Below are 17,040 nucleotides of genomic sequence, written 5' to 3'. Positions count from 1 at the left end.
AAGGCCGGCAATAACTAGAAAAGAAAGGGAGCTTTAACCTTGAGAGTATTCACCTTGACCGCACTGGCATTATCCATCAGTGCCTTATCCACCGTGGCCCAGGCCGACCCGCAAAGCCAGGACTACATCCCCATTACCCTCAAAGGCAGCAGCGAGCAGGAGCAGGCCAGTGGCTTCATCGACGGCCAGAGCCTGTCCGGCAGCACCCGTAACTGGTACGCCCGCGAACGCGCCGCACGCGCCCCGCTGTGGAAGTACTACAAGAGCGACGGCACCCGCCACGACACCCACAGCCGCGAGAACTGGGTGCAGGGCACCATCCTCAACTACAGTTCTGGCTTCACCCAGGGCACCGTCGGTTTCGCCGTCGAAGCCGCCGGCTACAACGCCATCGCCCTGCAGCAGAGCCGCGAAGCCGTCGCCGGCCCCAACAACCGCACCCTGACCCACAGCGACGGCGACCCGATCGGCCAGTGGAGCAAGATGGGCCTGGCCAACGTCAAGGCGCGGGTGTCCAACACCACCCTCACCGTCGGCCGCCAGTCGGTGGACACACCAATGATCGCCTACATTGGTAACCGCGCCCTGCCGTCGAGCTTCCAGGGCGCGTTCCTGCACAGTGCCGAATTCGACAACCTGAGCTTCGACCTGGGCACCTTCGACCGCGTCTCGCCGCGTACCGAACAGAGCCTCAGCAAGTTCCGCAGCGAGTACAGTGCCACCGGCGTGGAAACCGACCGCGCCAGCACCGCCGGTATCAACTACCAGCCATTCAAGAGCCTGAGCACCAGCCTGTACGCCACCAAGGTCGACGACTTCTGGAACCAGTACTACTTCGGCGCCAACCACGTGCTCGGCGATAGCGCTGTACTCAGCCTGAGCACTGGCCTGAACTACTACAAGACCGTCGACGCCGGCAGCAAGAAGATGGGCGAGATCGACAACGACACCTACAGCCTGTCGCTCGGTCTGACCCACCAGGCCCATACCCTCAGCGCCTCCTGGCAGCAGGTGAACGGCAACGAGTACTTCGACTACCTGCACGAAACCAACGGCATCTACCTGGCCAACTCGCTGCTGTCGGACTTCAACGGCCCCAACGAGAAGTCGCTGCAGATCTCCTACGTGCTGAACATGGCGCCGTACGGCGTGCCGGGCCTGAAGTTCAACCTGTACAACGCCCGCGGCTGGGGCATCGACGGTACCCATTACCGCGGCACCGCCTACGACGTGAACGGCCTGGATGGCGAAACCCACTACGAGTGGGGCATCGGCACCAGCTACGCGGTGCAGAGCGGGCCACTGAAAGACACCAGCATCCGCGCCACCTACACCGCGCACCGCGCCAGCAAGGCCCAGGGCGATGGCAGCCTGGATGAGTTCCGGGTGGTGACCACCATTCCATTCAACATTCTCTGACGGCCGGCGCCACGGCCCGCTTCGTTGCGGGCCGTGGCGGCTACGCTGGAATCAATGCAAGCAGGGAGTTTCAACCCATGCAGAAAGCTTTCATGAAATCGCTGCCGCTGCGCCTAGCCCTGGCAGCGCTGGTCCTGGGCAGCGCCACGCAACTGGCGGCCAAACCGCTGGTGGTGTGCACCGAAGCCAGCCCGGAAGGGTTCGACATCGTCCAGTACACCACTGCGGTTACCGCCGATGCCTCGGCCGAGACGGTATTCAACCGCCTGGTCGACTTCAAGCCCGGTACCACCGAAGTCCAGCCGGCCTTGGCCGAGCGCTGGGACATTTCAGCAGACGGCCTGACCTACACCTTCCACCTGCGCCAGGGCGTGAAGTTCCACACTACCGACTACTTCAAGCCCACCCGCGACTTCAACGCCGATGACGTCCTGTGGAGCCTCAATCGCCAGCTCGATCCGAACCATCCATGGCATGACAAGACCAGCGTCGGGTACCCGTACTTCGAGAGCATGGGCTTCAAGGACCTGCTCAAGTCGGTCAGCAAAGCCGACGAGCACACCGTGGTGATTACCCTTAACCGACCGGAAGCGCCATTCCTGCGCGACATGGCCATGGGCTTCACCTCGATCTACTCCGCCGAGTACGGCGACCAGCTGCTCAAGGCCGGCAAGGCTGCCGAGTTGAACAGCAAGCCAATCGGCACCGGCCCGTTCATCTTCCAGCGTTACAACAAGGATGCCCAGGTTCGCTTCAAGCCTAACCCGGACTATTTCCGCGGCAAGCCGCCTGCCGATGCGCTGGTCTTCGCTATCGCTACCGACAGCAACGTGCGCCTGCAGAAACTGCGCGCCAACGAATGCCAGGTGGCACTCTATCCCAAGCCCGATGATGTACCGTCGATCAAGCAGGACCCGAAACTCAAGGTCGAGGAGATCGAGGCCTTGGTCACCGGTTACATCTCGATGAACACCGAACACAAATACCTGAGCGACGTTCGCGTGCGCAAAGCCATCAACATGGCCTTCGACCGCCAGACCCATGTCGACCAATTGTTCGGCAAAGGCAATGCACTGGTCGGCGTGAATCCGTACCCGCCGACCATGATCGGCTACAACAACGAGAACAGAAACCCGCCCCGCGACCTGGCCAAGGCGCGCGATCTGCTCACGCAGGCGGGCGTGCCCGAAGGTACGGTAATCACCCTGTTCACGCGCAACGGCGGCGGCCCGACCAACCCCAACCCGCGTTTGTCTGCCGAGATGCTGCAGGCCGACCTCAAACAGATCGGCCTGAAGCTGGACATCCGCGTGATGGAGTGGGCCGAAATGCTGCGCCGGGCCAAGAAAGGCGAGGCCGACCTGGTGTCCACCGGCTGGGCCGGCGACAACGGCGACCCGGACAACTTCCTCAGCCCGCTGCTCAGTTGCGATGCCGCCAAAAGCGGCGAGAACTATGCGCGCTGGTGCAACCCTAAGTTCCAGGAGTTGATCAGCCGCGCCCGCGAAGTCATCGACAACGACGAGCGTGCAAGGCTCTATAACGAGGCATTGAAAGTGTACGATGACGACCAACCCTGGATCAGCATGGCCCATCCAAAGATGTTCACCGCCATGCGTGACAACGTGGAGGGCTACGTGATCAACCCTCTGACCAACAACAACTTCGCCACCACCAAGGTGAAGTAGAACAACAACGACCGCCGGCAACCCACACGGGAACCGGCGGCACCACCGTAGCGGGCTGATCGCCCCACGGCCTGATGAGGTAACCCCGACAATGTTGAGCTTTATTGCCCGGCGCCTTGGCCTGCTGATACCGACCTTTTTCGGTATCACCTTGCTGACCTTCGCGCTCATACGCCTGATCCCCGGCGACCCGGTGGAAGTGATGATGGGCGAGCGCAGGGTCGACCCCGAAATGCATGCCCAGGCCATGGAGCGCCTGGGCCTGAACAAGCCGCTGCCGGTCCAGTACCTGGACTATGTCGGCAAGCTGGCCCAGGGTGACCTCGGTGAATCGCTGCGCACCCGCGAGAGCGTGTGGAGCGAGTTCCTCACCCTGTTCCCGGCCACCCTCGAACTGGCCTTCGCCGCCCTGCTGTTCGCCGGCATCGTCGGCCTGCTGGCCGGGGTGATCGCCGCGCTCAAGCGCGGTTCGCTGTTCGACCACGGGGTGATGGGCATTTCCCTGGCGGGTTACTCGATGCCGATCTTCTGGTGGGGCCTGATCCTGATCATGTTCTTCTCGGTAAGCCTGGGCTGGACCCCGGTATCCGGGCGCATCGACCTGCTCTACGACATCGAGCCGAAGACCGGCTTCATGCTCATCGATACCCTGCTCAGCGACGAGGAAGGCGCGTTCAAGGACGCGGTGATGCACCTGATCCTGCCGGCCATCGTGCTCGGCACCATCCCGCTGGCGGTGATTGCCCGCATGACCCGCTCGTCGATGCTCGAAGTGTTGCGCGAGGACTACATCCGCACCGCCCGCGCCAAAGGCCTGTCACCGGCCCGCGTGGTGTTCGTGCACGGCCTGCGCAACGCGCTGATCCCGGTACTGACCGTGTTCGGCCTGCAGGTCGGCACGTTGCTGGCCGGTGCAGTGCTGACCGAAACCATCTTTTCCTGGCCGGGCATCGGCAAGTGGCTGATCGAAGCCATCGGTGCCCGTGACTACCCCGTGGTCCAGAACGGCATCCTGTTGATCGCCTGCCTGGTGATCCTGGTCAACTTCGTGGTGGATATCCTCTACGGCCTGGCCAACCCACGCATCCGTCATCAGCGCTGAGGCCCTCGCCATGACTAGCCCGATTCCGAAATCCGTCACGCCGGCCAGCCCGGTGGACCAGAGCCTGCTCTACCCCTCGCCGTACAAAGAATTCTGGCAAGCCTTCGCGCGCAACAAAGGCGCGGTGATGGGCCTGGCCTTCATGTGCCTGGTGGTGTTCTGCGCGCTGTTCGCGCCGTGGGTCGCCCCGCACGACCCGAGCGAGCAGTACCGCGACTTCCTGCTGACCCCGCCGGTGTGGCTCGAAGGCGGCAGCTGGCAGTTCATCCTCGGCACCGACGAGCTGGGCCGCGACCTGCTTTCGCGGCTGATCCAGGGCGCGCGGCTGTCGCTGCTGATCGGCCTGTCGTCGGTGGTGATGTCGTTGATCCCGGGCATCCTGCTCGGCCTGCTGGCCGGTTTCTTCCCGCAACTGCTCGGCCCGTCGATCATGCGCCTGATGGACGTGATGCTGGCGCTGCCCTCGCTGCTGCTGGCGGTGGCCATCGTCGCCATCCTCGGCCCAGGCCTGATCAACACCGTGATCGCCATCGCCATCGTATCGTTGCCATCCTATGTGCGCCTGACCCGCGCCGCCGTGATGGGCGAGCTGAACCGCGATTACGTCACCGCCGCACGCCTGGCCGGTGCCGGGCTGCCACGGCTGATGTTCGTCACCGTGCTGCCCAACTGCATGGCACCGCTGATCGTGCAGGCCACCCTCAGCTTCTCCTCGGCCATCCTCGACGCTGCCGCCCTGGGCTTCCTCGGCCTTGGCGTGCAGCCGCCGACCCCGGAGTGGGGCACCATGCTGGCTTCGGCCCGTGACTACATCGAGCGCGCCTGGTGGGTGGTGAGCCTGCCCGGCCTGACCATTCTGCTCAGTGTGCTGGCAATCAACCTGATGGGCGACGGCCTGCGCGATGCGCTGGACCCGAAACTCAAGAACGCCGCCTGAGGAGAACGCCATGTCACTGTTGCAGATCAACAACCTGAACGTGCGCTTCGGCGACGCCACTGCGGTACCGGTGGTCGATGGCCTGGACCTGACGGTGGAGGCCGGCGAGATCCTGGCCATCGTCGGCGAATCGGGCTCCGGCAAGTCCGTGACCATGATGGCCCTGATGGGCCTGATCGATGCCCCAGGGCGCATCACTGCCGACGCGCTCAACTTCGACGGCACCGACATGCTCAAGCTCAGCGGCCGCCAGCGGCGCAAGGTGGTGGGCAAGGACATCGCCATGGTCTTCCAGGACCCGATGACCGCGCTCAACCCCAGCTACACCGTGGGTTACCAGATCGAGGAAGTGCTGCGCCAGCACCTGGGCCTGAAGGGCAAGGCCGCGCGCCAGCGTGCCCTGGAGCTGCTGAAAAAGGTCGAGATCCCGGCGGCCGAAAGCCGCCTGGACGCCTACCCGCACCAACTGTCCGGCGGCATGAGCCAGCGCGTGGCGATTGCCATGGCGATTGCCGGCGAACCCAAGCTGCTGATCGCCGACGAACCCACCACTGCACTGGACGTGACCATCCAGGCGCAGATCATGGAGCTGCTGGTCAACCTGCAGAAAGAGCGCAACATGGCGCTCATCCTGATCACCCACGACCTCGCCGTGGTCGCCGAAACGGCCAGGCGCGTATGCGTGATGTACGCCGGCCAGGCCGTGGAAGTGGGCCAGGTGCCGGAGCTGTTCGACGTGCCTGCCCACCCCTACAGCGAAGCACTGCTGGCGGCGATTCCCGAGCACAGCATCGGCGCCGAGCGCCTGGCCACCCTGCCCGGTATCGTCCCCGGCCGCTACGACCGCCCCGAGGGTTGCCTGCTGTCACCGCGCTGTCCGTACGTGCAGGACAACTGCCGGCGCCAGCGCCCGCCCCTCGATCCCCAGGCCCATGGCCTGGTGCGTTGCTTCTACCCGCTGAACCAGGAGGTGGCGTGATGGCCGTCGTTCTATCCGCCCGGGAGCTGACCCGGCATTACGAAGTCTCTCGCGGGCTGTTCAAGGGCCACGCCCTGGTCCGCGCGCTGAATGGCGTGTCGTTCGAACTGGAGGCCGGCAAGACCCTGGCCGTGGTCGGCGAGTCCGGCTGCGGCAAGTCGACCCTGGCCCGCGCCCTGACTCTGATCGAAGAGCCGTCGTCCGGCTCGCTGCAAATTGCCGGCACCGAAGTGAAAGGCGCCAGCAAGAGCGAACGCAAGCAACTGCGCCGCGACGTGCAGATGGTGTTCCAGAGCCCCTACGCCTCGCTCAACCCTCGGCAGAAGATTGGTGACCAGCTGGCCGAGCCGCTGCTGATCAACACCTCGCTGAGCAAGGCCGAGCGGCGAGAAAAGGTGCAGAAGATGATGGAACAGGTCGGCCTGCGCCCCGAGCATTACCAGCGCTACCCGCACATGTTCTCCGGCGGCCAGCGCCAGCGTATCGCCCTGGCGCGGGCGATGATGCTGCAGCCCAAGGTGCTGGTGGCGGACGAGCCGACCTCGGCGCTGGATGTGTCGATCCAGGCCCAGGTGCTGAACCTGTTCATGGATTTGCAGAAGGAGTTCAACACCGCCTATGTGTTCATCTCGCACAACCTGGCGGTGGTACGGCATGTGGCCGATCAGGTGCTGGTGATGTACCTGGGGCGGCCGGCGGAGATGGGGCCGAAAGAGGATATCTACGAAAGGCCGTTGCACCCGTATACCCAGGCGTTGCTGTCAGCCACGCCGGCGATTCACCCGGACCCGTTGAAGCCGAAGATCCGTATTGCCGGGGAGTTGCCCAACCCGCTGAACCCGCCGGATGGCTGTGCGTTTCACAAGCGCTGCCCGTATGCGACCGAGCGGTGTGCCAAGGAGGTGCCGGCGTTGCGGCAGGTGAGTACGCGGCAGGTGGCCTGCCACTATGCGGAGCAGTTCCTCTAGATCGGTATGACCTTCTTCGCGGGTAAACCCGCTACCACAGGTGTTTCACAGCATTCGAAATCTGTGCGCTCCCTGTGGGAGCGGGTTTATCCGCGAAGGGCCGCAAAGCGGCCCCGGGGATCTCATTGCATGAAGAACCAGATCAGGATAATCACCGGAATCGGCACCCCAATCATCCAGAGCAGTATCGAGCGCATGGCCTTTCTCCTTGTTCGATGTTGAACAGACCGGTGCACTCGCCATGCCATCCCTGTCAAAAAATCACACTCAACCGAATCAACGGCTTACTCCCCAAGCCGCTTGGCGAAACCGTGCAATATGCCGGATCCGCACCCTTGCAGCTGGGTGTTCTGCAATGCACTATCAGGCTCATGACCGCCACTACCCTCCCCGACGGCCCCGAGCAGACCCCGCTCACCGCCGACACCGTGCTGCGCTACCACCTGTGCTGGAAGCACCGCGACCTCGACGGCGTCATTGCGCTCTACCACCCCGACATCCAGTACCACGACTTCTTCCAGAACCGCGTGCTCGGCTACCAGGAACTGCGTGACTACGTGCGCGCCTGCCTGCCCCATGAAGCCGGCGAAGATATCGTCCACAGCGACCGCATCCGCGTCGACGGCTGCACCGCGTTCATCCAGTACCAGGTCACGGTCCAGGGCGGCGATGGCCTGGTAGCGTTCCAGTCCAGCGAGGCGATCACCGTCAAGGACGGCCTGATCTGGCAAGTCAACGAGTACGCCACGCTGGTCCGCCAGAACGGCAGCGGCCACACCAGCAGCGGCCCGCGCCCAGCCACCAGCCGCCTTGGCCTGTCCCCCCGACAACTGTCGACCATGGCTCAGGACCTGGAACACTACTTCCAGCGTCAGCGCCCCTACCTGGACCCGGAGCTGGACCTGCAACAGGTGGCCGACGCCAGCGGTTACAGCCGCAACCAGATCTCCTACCTGCTCAACCAGGTGCTCGGGCAAAGCTTCTACCGCTACGTCAACCAGGCCCGCCTGCAACACCTGATGGCCAGCCTCGATGACGACAGCGTCGAGGCGACGATCGACGAGCTGGCGTTCAATGCCGGTTTCAACTCGCTGTCGGCGTTCTACAAGTGTTTCCGCGAACACACCGGGCTTACGCCCAAGGCCTACCTGAAGCAAATTTCCCTGCGTGCACGCACGTAGGACAGCCGCCCGCCGACACCACTACGATCGCCACAGACCTTGACGGATGTGGAGCCGAACCCGATGCAACCCCTGCGCACGCTCAGCCTGTGGATGGACCAGCTTGACGAGCCGCTGTGCGCCCGCCCGGCCCTGCGCGACGACCTGGAAGCGGATGTGTGCATCATCGGCGCTGGCTACACCGGCCTGTGGACCGCCTACTACCTCAAGCGTCAGGCGCCACAGCTGAACATCGCCGTGATCGACGCCAACATCGCCGGCTTTGGCGCCTCGGGGCGCAACGGCGGCTGGCTGATGGGCAACCTGCTCGGCGAAAACCGCCTGCTCGCGACCCTGTCGCCGCAACAGCGGCGCACCAGCATCGACCTGCTGCATGGCATTCCTGATGAAGTACACCGCGTGCTGCAACGCGAGGGCATTGACTGCGATTACCGCAAAGGCGGCGTGCTGTACTGCGCCGCACGCTACCCGGAACAGGAGCGTAGCCTGCGCGCCTACCTCGACGACCTTTATCGTCAGGGCATGACCGAGGACGACTACCGCTGGCTGCGCCCCGAACAGCTGGACGCCCAGTTGCGGGTCAGTAATGCCTATGGGGCCATCTACAGCCCGCACACCGCAACTATCCAACCCGCCAAGCTGGCGCGTGGCCTGGCCCGAGCGGTAGAAGCGCTGGGCGTACCCATCTACGAAAACACCCCGGCCATCGACTGGCAGCCCGGTGAGGTGCGTACCCCGTTGGCGCGCATTCGCTGCCAATGGATGGTACCCGCCGTGGAGGGCTACGCCGCCAGCCTGCCGCCACTGGGCAAACATCAGCTGCCGGTACAGAGCCTGTTGGTGGCCACCGAGCCATTGCCGGAGGCCACCTGGGAACAGATCGGCCTGAACCAGGGCCAGGCGTTCAGCGAAAGCAGCCGCCAGGTCACCTATGGCCAGCGTACCGCCGACAACCGCCTGGTATTCGGCGCCCGTGGCGGCTACCGCTTCGGTGGCCGCCTGCGCGAAAACTTCAACCTCACTGAACAGGAAATCGAGCTGCGCCGCTATCTGTTCAGCGAACTGTTCCCGCAGCTGAAGCACGTGCGCATCACCCATTCGTGGGGCGGCAACCTGGGCATGGCACGGCGCTTCCACCCGCACATGCTCTGCGACCGCCAGCGCGGCATCGCCCTGGCCGGCGGCTACGGCGGCGAGGGTGTCGGCGCCACCAACCTGGGCGGGCGCACCCTGGCGGCGCTGATCCTCAACCAGCACAACGAACTGACTGCGCAACCCTGGGTGCTCGACAACCGCCCGCTTTCAAGCCTGGCCAGCTGGCCACCCGAGCCCTGCCGCTGGCTGGGCTACAACGCAATCATCCAGAGTTTCGTCCACGAGGACCGGACCCTCGCCAATCCCGCCTGCGCGTCGTGGAGGCGGCGCCTGGCCAGCAGTCTTGCGGACTTCATGGAAGGTTTCATGCACTGACTTCCCTTTCCCCGACACAGGATTCACCGGTCATGAACATCACCCAGTTCAAGAACAGCGACAGCGCCGTGCTCGATAGCTCCAACCCCGTTGCGGTACCACTCGGCGAGCCCGTGGCGGTGACCTCGGTCACCTGCGTGGAACGCAGCGACGGCGTCGAAACCGGCATCTGGGAGTGCACCCCCGGGCGCTGGCGGCGGCAGATCGTGCAGCAGGAGTTCTGCCATTTCATCAAGGGCCGCTGCACCTTCACCCCCGACGGTGGCAAGCCGCTGCTCATAGAAGCCGGAGACGCACTGATGCTACCGGCCAACAGCACCGGCACCTGGGACATCCAGGAGACCGTGCGCAAGACCTACGTCCTTATTTTCTGATCCGCTGATCGCCTGCCTTCGACAACAACAGACAAAGCAAGGTAACCCCGACATGCGCACGCTCCTTCTCGCCCCCCTGATGCTGACCGCCAGCGTGGCCGGCGCCGCCGAAACGGTGAAGATCTACAACTGGTCCAGCTACGTCGCCCCCGACACACTGAAGAACTTCCAGCAAGCCAGCGGTATCGTGCCCACCTACGATGTTTACGACAGCAACGAAACCCTCGACGGCAAGCTGATGACCGGCAACTCCGGCTACGACGTGGTGTTTCCGTCCAACCATTTCATGGCCCGGCAGATCCAGGGCAAGGCCCTCAAGCGCCTGGACAAGTCGCAACTGCCCAACTGGCACAACCTCAACCCGGTGCTGCTCAAGGCGCTGGAGGTGAACGACCCGGGCAACCAGTACGGCTTCCCCTACCTGTGGGGCAGCACCGGTATCGGCTACAACATCGACAAGGTCAAGGCGGTGCTCGGGGACAACGCGCCACTGGACTCATGGGACCTGATCTTCAAGCCCGAATACATGAGCAAGCTGAAAACCTGCGGCGTCGCCGTGCTGGACAACGGCCCCGAACTGTTGCCGATCGCCCTGCACTACCTGGGCCTGCCGCACCACAGCCAGAACCCGGCGGACTACGACAAGGCCAAGGCGCTGTTGATGCAGGTGCGGCCGTACATCAGCTACTTCCACTCATCGAAGTACACCGGCGACCTGGCCAATGGCGATATCTGCGTGGTGGTGGGTTTCTCGGGGGATGTGCTGCAGGCGAAGAATCGCGCCGAAGAAGCGAAGAACGGAGTGAACGTGGGGTACTCGATCCCGAAGGAAGGCGCGCCGATGTGGTTCGACATGGTCGCCATGCCGGCCGATGCGCCGGATGAAGAGGCCGGGTATGCCTACATGAACTACCTGCTGCAGCCGCAGGTGATGGCCAACATCAGCAACCATGTGCAGTACGCCAACGGCAACCTCGAAGCGGACGGGCTCGTGGAACCGGCGATGAAGGGCAACACGATGGTTTACCCGAGCGAGGAAGTGATGGGCAAGCTGTATGCGCTGGAGGCAATGCCGGCGAAGATCGACCGTATCAGAACCCGGATCTGGACCAGTATCAAGGCCGGGAATTAATTTCGGTCTTAGCACGGTCCCTGTGGGAGCGGGTTCATCGGAGCGCCGAACCGCCGCGAATGCGATATTGAATTCACCGACGCATTCGCGGGTGAACCCGCTCCCACAGGGTCAGTTGGCAGGCTCTCGAAAATCAGTGGTGCTCGCGGGTAGCGCGGAACTTGATGTCCGGCCAGCGCTCTTCCATCAGCGACAGGTTGACCCGGGTCGGCGCCAGGTAGGTCAGGTGCCCGCCACCGTCGATGGCCAGGTTTTCCATGGCCTTGTTCTGGAATTCCTCGAGCTTCTTCTTGTCGTCGCAGCCGATCCAGCGCGCCGACCAGACGGTGATCGGCTCGTAGGCGCACTCGACCTTGTACTCTTCCTTCAGGCGGCTGGCGACCACGTCGAACTGCAGCACACCGACCGCACCGAGGATGATGTCGTTGCTGCGCTCCGGGAAGAACACCTGGGTCGCGCCCTCTTCGGCCAGCTGCTGCAGGCCCTGACGCAGCTGCTTGGATTTCAGCGGGTCCTTCAGGCGTACGCGGCGGAACAGTTCCGGGGCGAAGTGCGGGATACCCGTGAAGCCCAGCGCCTCGCCTTCGGTGAAGGTGTCGCCGATCTGGATGGTGCCGTGGTTGTGCAGGCCAATGATGTCGCCGGCATAGGCCTCTTCCAGTTGCTCACGCTCGGAGGAGAAGAAGGTCAGCGCATCGCCGATACGCAGGTCCTTGTTGATCCGCACGTGGCGCATCTTCATGCCCTTCTCGTACTTGCCCGAGCAAATGCGCATGAAGGCGATGCGGTCGCGGTGTTTCGGGTCCATGTTCGCCTGGATCTTGAACACGAAGCCGGTGAACTTCTCTTCCACAGGCTCGACGGTACGCTCGTGGGCAACACGGCCCAGCGGGCGCGGCGCCCAGTCGACGACTGCGTCGAGCACGTGGTCGACACCGAAGTTGCCCAATGCAGTACCGAAGAACACCGGGGTCAGCTGGCCGTTGATGAACTCTTCCTGGTTGAACTCGTGGCAGGCACCCTGCACCAGCTCCAGCTGCTCGACGAACGAGTCGTACTGGTCGCCCAGATGGGCGCGGGCCTCGTCCGAATCCAGCTTCTGAATGATCTTGGCTTCGGTGCGCTCGTGGCCGTGGCCCGGGGTGTACACCACGATGTAGTCACCGGTCAGGTGGTACACGCCCTTGAAGTCGCGGTAGCAACCGATCGGCCAGGTGATCGGTGCCGCCTTGATCTTCAGTACCGCTTCGATCTCGTCGAGCAGTTCGATCGGGTCGCGGATGTCACGGTCGAGTTTGTTGATGAAGCTGACGATCGGCGTGTCGCGCAGGCGGCACACGTCCATCAGGGCGATGGTGCGTGGCTCTACACCTTTACCGCCATCAAGCACCATCAGCGCCGAGTCCACCGCGGTCAGGGTGCGGTAGGTATCTTCCGAGAAGTCTTCGTGACCGGGGGTGTCGAGCAGGTTGATCATGTGCTCGCGGTACGGGAACTGCATCACCGAGGTGGTGATGGAGATGCCGCGCTGCTTCTCCATTTCCATCCAGTCGGAGGTGGCGTGGCGGTCGGACTTGCGCGACTTCACGGTACCGGCGACGGCAATGGCCTTGCCCATCAGCAGCAGCTTCTCGGTGATGGTGGTCTTACCGGCGTCGGGGTGGGAAATGATTGCGAAAGTGCGGCGCTTCGCGACTTCGGCGGCCTGGTTGGTCATGGGAAATCGCCTGACTGGGGGATTTAAAAGGGGCGATATCATACCTGAAGTTGGGCCGGGACCAAAACCTGAGGAATGAGTGGTGCTGTGCCGGCCTCTTCGCGGGTAAACCCGCTCCCACAGGGACTGCACAGCGTCCAGGTGCGGTGCAGTCCCTGTGGGAGCGGGTTTACCCGCGAAAGGGCCGGCTCAGGCAAAGCCGATTCCACAGGCAATCGCTTTATCACGATAAATGGCCACAGGTCAGTTATTTCAACGCTTGTAGCGAATCAATACGCTGTTTTTTCTCGCCATATTTCGATACACCCAGTGATTAGCACTGGCCAAATGCCGCCCCAGATGGGAACCTTTACGCCCACGGAGACGTCCACTCCCCTGCAACCCGCTTCGGTTGGGGAGCTGTTTTCATCAGCATTTTCGGGCCCGACGGGGTTCGGCTCATGGCCTGATCGCAGCCTTCGGCGTGCGTCATGCTGCTACTCGCGAACACACCACCCGCCGCCAGGACTGGCCGGCAACCAAGAAGTGTGCTCGCCGACTACACAAGGAGTCCGCCTGTGGCAAAACGCTACGGAAAAGGGCTGTTGGGATGGGCCGCCGTGCTCGTCATCCTGGCCCTGCTGATCCACTGGATCGGCATCGACACGATCACGCGTTATCGCGACGATCTTGGGTTCTACCTGCAAGCGCACCTGGTCCTGGTGCTGGCTTCGATGGCGGCGGCGCTGGCCGTGGGCATCCCCGCCGGCATTGCGTTAAGTCGACCGCAGCGGGTCGACAAAGCCGAGCGCTTCATGCAGTTGTTCAACGTTGGCAACACCATCCCTCCCCTGGCCGTTCTGGCCATCGCCCTGAGTATCCTGGGCATCGGCGCCGGGCCTGCAATCTTCGCCCTGTTCCTCGCCTCCCTCCTGCCCATCGTGCGCAACACCTACGAGGGCCTGAAAAACGTCCCCGCCTCGCTCAAGGAAGCCGCCACCGGCATCGGCATGACCCCGCGCCAGCAACTCTGGCAGGTTGAGTTGCCCAACGCCGTGCCGATCATCGTCGGCGGCGTGCGCGTGGCCCTGGCGCTGAACGTGGGCACCGCACCGCTGGCCTTCCTGATCGGCGCCAACAGTCTGGGCAGCCTGATCTTCCCCGGCATCGCCCTGAACAACCAGCCACAGCTGCTGCTGGGTGCCGCCTGCACCGCGCTGCTGGCGCTGGTGCTGGACGCGGCGGTGAGTTTCTCCAGCAAGCGCTGGCTGGAACGTGGCCTGGCTGGATAACAAGAGGGAACGTATGAACAAGAAAATCGCCTTGCTGCTGGGCGCGGCCCTGCTGTTCGCAGGATTTGCCCAGGCAGCGGAAAAACCGCTGATCCGCATCGGCGCGCGGGTGTTCACCGAACAGACCGTGCTCGCCGAAATCACCGCGCAATACCTGCGCGCCAACGGTTTTGACGTGCGCGTCACCAGCGGCCTTGGCAGCAGCATCGCGCGCCAGGCCCAGGAAACCGGCCAGCTCGACCTGATGTGGGAATACACCGGCGTGTCACTGGTGTCGTACAACCATATCGATGAGCGCATGCCCAGTGCCGAGGCCACCTACGCCAAGGTCAAGGCACTGGACGCGAAGAAAGGCTTGATCTGGCTGACCCCGTCGAAGTTCAGCAACACCTACGCGCTGGGCCTGCCCAAGCAGGTCGCCGAGGCTTATCCACAGATCAACTCGATCAGCGACCTCAACCAGGTGCTGCGTGACGAAAGCCGACGCAACCACCTGGTGGCGCTGGACACCGAGTTCGCCAACCGCCCGGACGGCCTGGTCGGCCTGAAGGCGATGTACGACTTGCAAGTGGGCCGCGCCAACATCCGCCAGATGGATGCCGGCCTGGTCTACACCGCCATGCACAACAACCAGGTGTTCGCCGGCCTGGTGTACACCACCGATGGCCGCCTGAACGCGTTCAACCTCAAGCTGCTGGAAGACGACAAGCACTACTTCCCCGACTACACCGCCGCGCCGGTGGTGCGCAAAGCCGTGCTCGACGCCAACCCGCAGCTGGCCGGCCTGCTCAAGCCACTGGCCGAGCAACTGGATGACGCAACCATGCGCCAGCTCAACGCCAAGGTCGATGTCGAGCACCAGAACCCGACCGCCGTGGCTGCCGCTTTCCTGCGTGAGCATCCACTGAACAGCGAGGGCCAGCCATGAACCTGATCGATACCTTCAACCATCTGGACTGGGCCCAGGTGCTGCATCTGACCTGGCAACACATCATGCTGGTCGGCGTCGCCGTGGGCCTGGCGATCATCGTCGGCGTACCGCTGGGCATCCTGATGACCCGCTTCCCGGCCGTCGCCGGCCCATTGCAGGCCAGTGCCACGGTGCTGCTGACCATCCCGTCCATCGCCCTGTTCGGCCTGCTGCTGCCGTTCTACTCCAGGTTCGGCCAGGGCCTCGGGCCGCTGCCGGCGATCACTGCGGTGTTCCTCTATTCACTGCTGCCGATCCTGCGCAACACCTACCTGGCCCTGACCAACGTCGAGCCCGGCATCCGTGAAGCCGCGCGCGGCATCGGCATGACCTTCGGCCAGCGCCTGCGCATGGTCGAACTGCCCATCGCCGTGCCGGTGATTCTCGCCGGCGTGCGCACCGCCGTGGTGATGAACATCGGCGTCATGACCATCGCCGCCACCATCGGCGCCGGCGGCCTCGGCGTACTCATCCTTACCTCCATCAGCCGCAGCGACATGTCGATGCTGCTGGTCGGCGCCGTGCTGGTCAGCCTGCTGGCGATCATCGCCGACCTGCTGCTGCAAACCCTGCAACGTGCCCTGACTCCAGAAGGACTGCGCTCATGATCGAACTGAAGAACCTCAGCAAAACCTTCAACGTCAACGGCAAGGACGTCAAAGCCGTCGACGCGGTAAGCCTCACCGTCAACGAAGGGGAAATCTGCGTGTTCCTCGGCCCCTCGGGCTGCGGCAAGAGCACTACCCTGAAAATGATCAACCGCCTGATCACCCCCACTTCCGGCCAGGTGTTCATCAATGGCGAAGACACCACCGGGCTGGACGAAGTCACCCTGCGCCGGCACATCGGCTACGTGATCCAGCAGATCGGTCTGTTCCCCAACATGACCATCGAGGAGAACATCACCGTGGTGCCGCGCCTGCTCGGCTGGGACAAACAGAAGTGCCATGAACGCGCCCGCGAGCTGATGCACATGATCAAGCTGGAGCCCAAGCAGTACCTGCAACGCTACCCGCGCGAGCTGTCCGGTGGCCAGCAGCAGCGTATCGGCGTGATCCGCGCCTTGGCGGCGGAAGCGCCGGTACTGCTGATGGACGAGCCGTTCGGCGCGGTCGACCCGATCAACCGCGAGATGATCCAGAACGAGTTCTTCGAGATGCAGCGGGCGCTGAACAAGACGGTGATCATGGTCAGCCACGACATCGACGAAGCGATCAAGCTGGGCGACAAGATCGCCATTTTCCGTGCCGGCAAGCTGTTGCAGCTGGACCACCCGGACACCCTGCTGGCGCATCCGGCGGATGAGTTCGTCAGCAACTTCGTCGGCCAGGACAGCACCCTCAAGCGCCTGCTGCTGGTGCGTGCCGAGGATGCGGCAGACAACGCGCCATCGGTGAGCCCGCAGACGCCGGTGAGCGATGCGCTGGAGCTGCTGGACGAGCACGACCGCCGTTACGTGGTGGTGACCGATGCGCAGAACAAGGCACTGGGCTACGTGCGCCGGCGTGATATGCATCGCCAGCAAGGGACTTGTGGCGACTTCCTGCGGCCGTTCAATGCCACGGCGGCGCATGATGAGCATTTGCGCATCCTGTTGTCGCGGATGTACGAATTCAACCGGGCGTGGCTGCCGGTGCTGGATGCCGAGCAGGTGTTCCTGGGTGAAGTGACCCAGGAGTCGATTGCGGCTTACCTGAGCTCGGGGCGATCGCGGGGGGCCAAGACCAGCATCGTTTCGCCGGCCGAGGCGGTGATTTCCTGAATCGGCCTCTTCGCGGGTAAACCCGCTCCCACAGGGTCGGCGCAAGGCTAAAGACCTGCGCGATACCTGT

The 17,040-nt window shown here is 63.6% G+C and carries 15 protein-coding genes; 14 read left to right on the top strand and 1 reads right to left on the bottom strand.

Annotated features, from left to right (window positions below):
• Window positions 1-39: 39 nt before the first annotated feature.
• From M2S36_RS11935 to M2S36_RS11890, 10 genes are all read left to right on the top strand, one after another.
• Window positions 40-1,419, top strand: a complete 1,380-nt coding sequence (locus M2S36_RS11935) for an OprD family porin (protein ID WP_063911341.1) — start codon at window positions 40-42, stop codon at window positions 1,417-1,419.
• A 77-nt stretch (window positions 1,420-1,496) separates the two neighbouring features.
• The gene (locus tag M2S36_RS11930) at window positions 1,497-3,107 is read left to right on the top strand and encodes an ABC transporter substrate-binding protein (protein WP_207834738.1); all 1,611 of its coding nucleotides are present in this window, start codon (window positions 1,497-1,499) and stop codon (window positions 3,105-3,107) included.
• A 91-nt stretch (window positions 3,108-3,198) separates the two neighbouring features.
• Complete coding sequence (locus M2S36_RS11925) at window positions 3,199-4,209, top strand: ABC transporter permease subunit (protein ID WP_012316108.1); 1,011 nt, start codon at window positions 3,199-3,201, stop codon at window positions 4,207-4,209.
• Between the two features lie 10 nt (window positions 4,210-4,219).
• Window positions 4,220-5,146: an ABC transporter permease subunit gene (locus M2S36_RS11920; RefSeq protein WP_063911340.1), complete on the top strand. Its 927-nt coding sequence runs from the start codon at window positions 4,220-4,222 to the stop codon at window positions 5,144-5,146.
• A 10-nt stretch (window positions 5,147-5,156) separates the two neighbouring features.
• On the top strand, window positions 5,157-6,125 hold the full coding sequence (locus M2S36_RS11915; protein WP_144170662.1) for an ABC transporter ATP-binding protein: 969 nt from the start codon (window positions 5,157-5,159) through the stop codon (window positions 6,123-6,125).
• A complete protein-coding gene (locus M2S36_RS11910) occupies window positions 6,125-7,093 on the top strand; it encodes a peptide ABC transporter ATP-binding protein (RefSeq protein ID WP_024086321.1) in 969 nt (322 codons plus the stop codon). The genes M2S36_RS11915 and M2S36_RS11910 overlap by 1 nt, the downstream gene beginning before the upstream one ends.
• 371 nt (window positions 7,094-7,464) lie before the next feature.
• Complete coding sequence (locus tag M2S36_RS11905) at window positions 7,465-8,274, top strand: AraC family transcriptional regulator (protein WP_144170661.1); 810 nt, start codon at window positions 7,465-7,467, stop codon at window positions 8,272-8,274.
• A gap of 63 nt (window positions 8,275-8,337) precedes the next feature.
• Window positions 8,338-9,744: an NAD(P)/FAD-dependent oxidoreductase gene (locus tag M2S36_RS11900; RefSeq protein WP_207834748.1), complete on the top strand. Its 1,407-nt coding sequence runs from the start codon at window positions 8,338-8,340 to the stop codon at window positions 9,742-9,744.
• A gap of 32 nt (window positions 9,745-9,776) precedes the next feature.
• Complete coding sequence (locus tag M2S36_RS11895) at window positions 9,777-10,118, top strand: cupin domain-containing protein (RefSeq protein WP_063911335.1); 342 nt, start codon at window positions 9,777-9,779, stop codon at window positions 10,116-10,118.
• A gap of 52 nt (window positions 10,119-10,170) precedes the next feature.
• Window positions 10,171-11,250: a polyamine ABC transporter substrate-binding protein gene (locus M2S36_RS11890; protein WP_333957201.1), complete on the top strand. Its 1,080-nt coding sequence runs from the start codon at window positions 10,171-10,173 to the stop codon at window positions 11,248-11,250.
• 133 nt (window positions 11,251-11,383) lie between these two features.
• Here the strand turns inward: M2S36_RS11890 and M2S36_RS11885 are convergent, their stop codons facing one another.
• Window positions 11,384-12,967, bottom strand: a complete 1,584-nt coding sequence (locus tag M2S36_RS11885; protein WP_003257876.1) for a peptide chain release factor 3 — start codon at window positions 12,965-12,967, stop codon at window positions 11,384-11,386.
• A gap of 557 nt (window positions 12,968-13,524) precedes the next feature.
• Here M2S36_RS11885 and M2S36_RS11880 point away from each other — a divergent pair.
• Genes M2S36_RS11880 through M2S36_RS11865 form a run of 4 tightly spaced genes read left to right on the top strand, consistent with a single transcriptional unit; the run spans window position 13,525 to window position 16,970 of the window.
• The gene (locus M2S36_RS11880; RefSeq protein WP_333957200.1) at window positions 13,525-14,238 is read left to right on the top strand and encodes an ABC transporter permease; all 714 of its coding nucleotides are present in this window, start codon (window positions 13,525-13,527) and stop codon (window positions 14,236-14,238) included.
• A 13-nt stretch (window positions 14,239-14,251) separates the two neighbouring features.
• A complete protein-coding gene (locus tag M2S36_RS11875; RefSeq protein ID WP_144170657.1) occupies window positions 14,252-15,166 on the top strand; it encodes a glycine betaine ABC transporter substrate-binding protein in 915 nt (304 codons plus the stop codon).
• Window positions 15,163-15,816: an ABC transporter permease gene (locus M2S36_RS11870; RefSeq protein WP_063911331.1), complete on the top strand. Its 654-nt coding sequence runs from the start codon at window positions 15,163-15,165 to the stop codon at window positions 15,814-15,816. The genes M2S36_RS11875 and M2S36_RS11870 overlap by 4 nt, the downstream gene beginning before the upstream one ends.
• A complete protein-coding gene (locus M2S36_RS11865) occupies window positions 15,813-16,970 on the top strand; it encodes an osmoprotectant ABC transporter ATP-binding protein OsmV (RefSeq protein WP_144170656.1) in 1,158 nt (385 codons plus the stop codon). The genes M2S36_RS11870 and M2S36_RS11865 overlap by 4 nt, the downstream gene beginning before the upstream one ends.
• Window positions 16,971-17,040: the final 70 nt, after the last annotated feature.

Source organism: Pseudomonas sp. SF2, assembly GCF_036858055.1.
GTDB lineage: Bacteria > Pseudomonadota > Gammaproteobacteria > Pseudomonadales > Pseudomonadaceae > Aquipseudomonas.
This window is presented reverse-complemented; position numbering and strand designations above follow the sequence as displayed.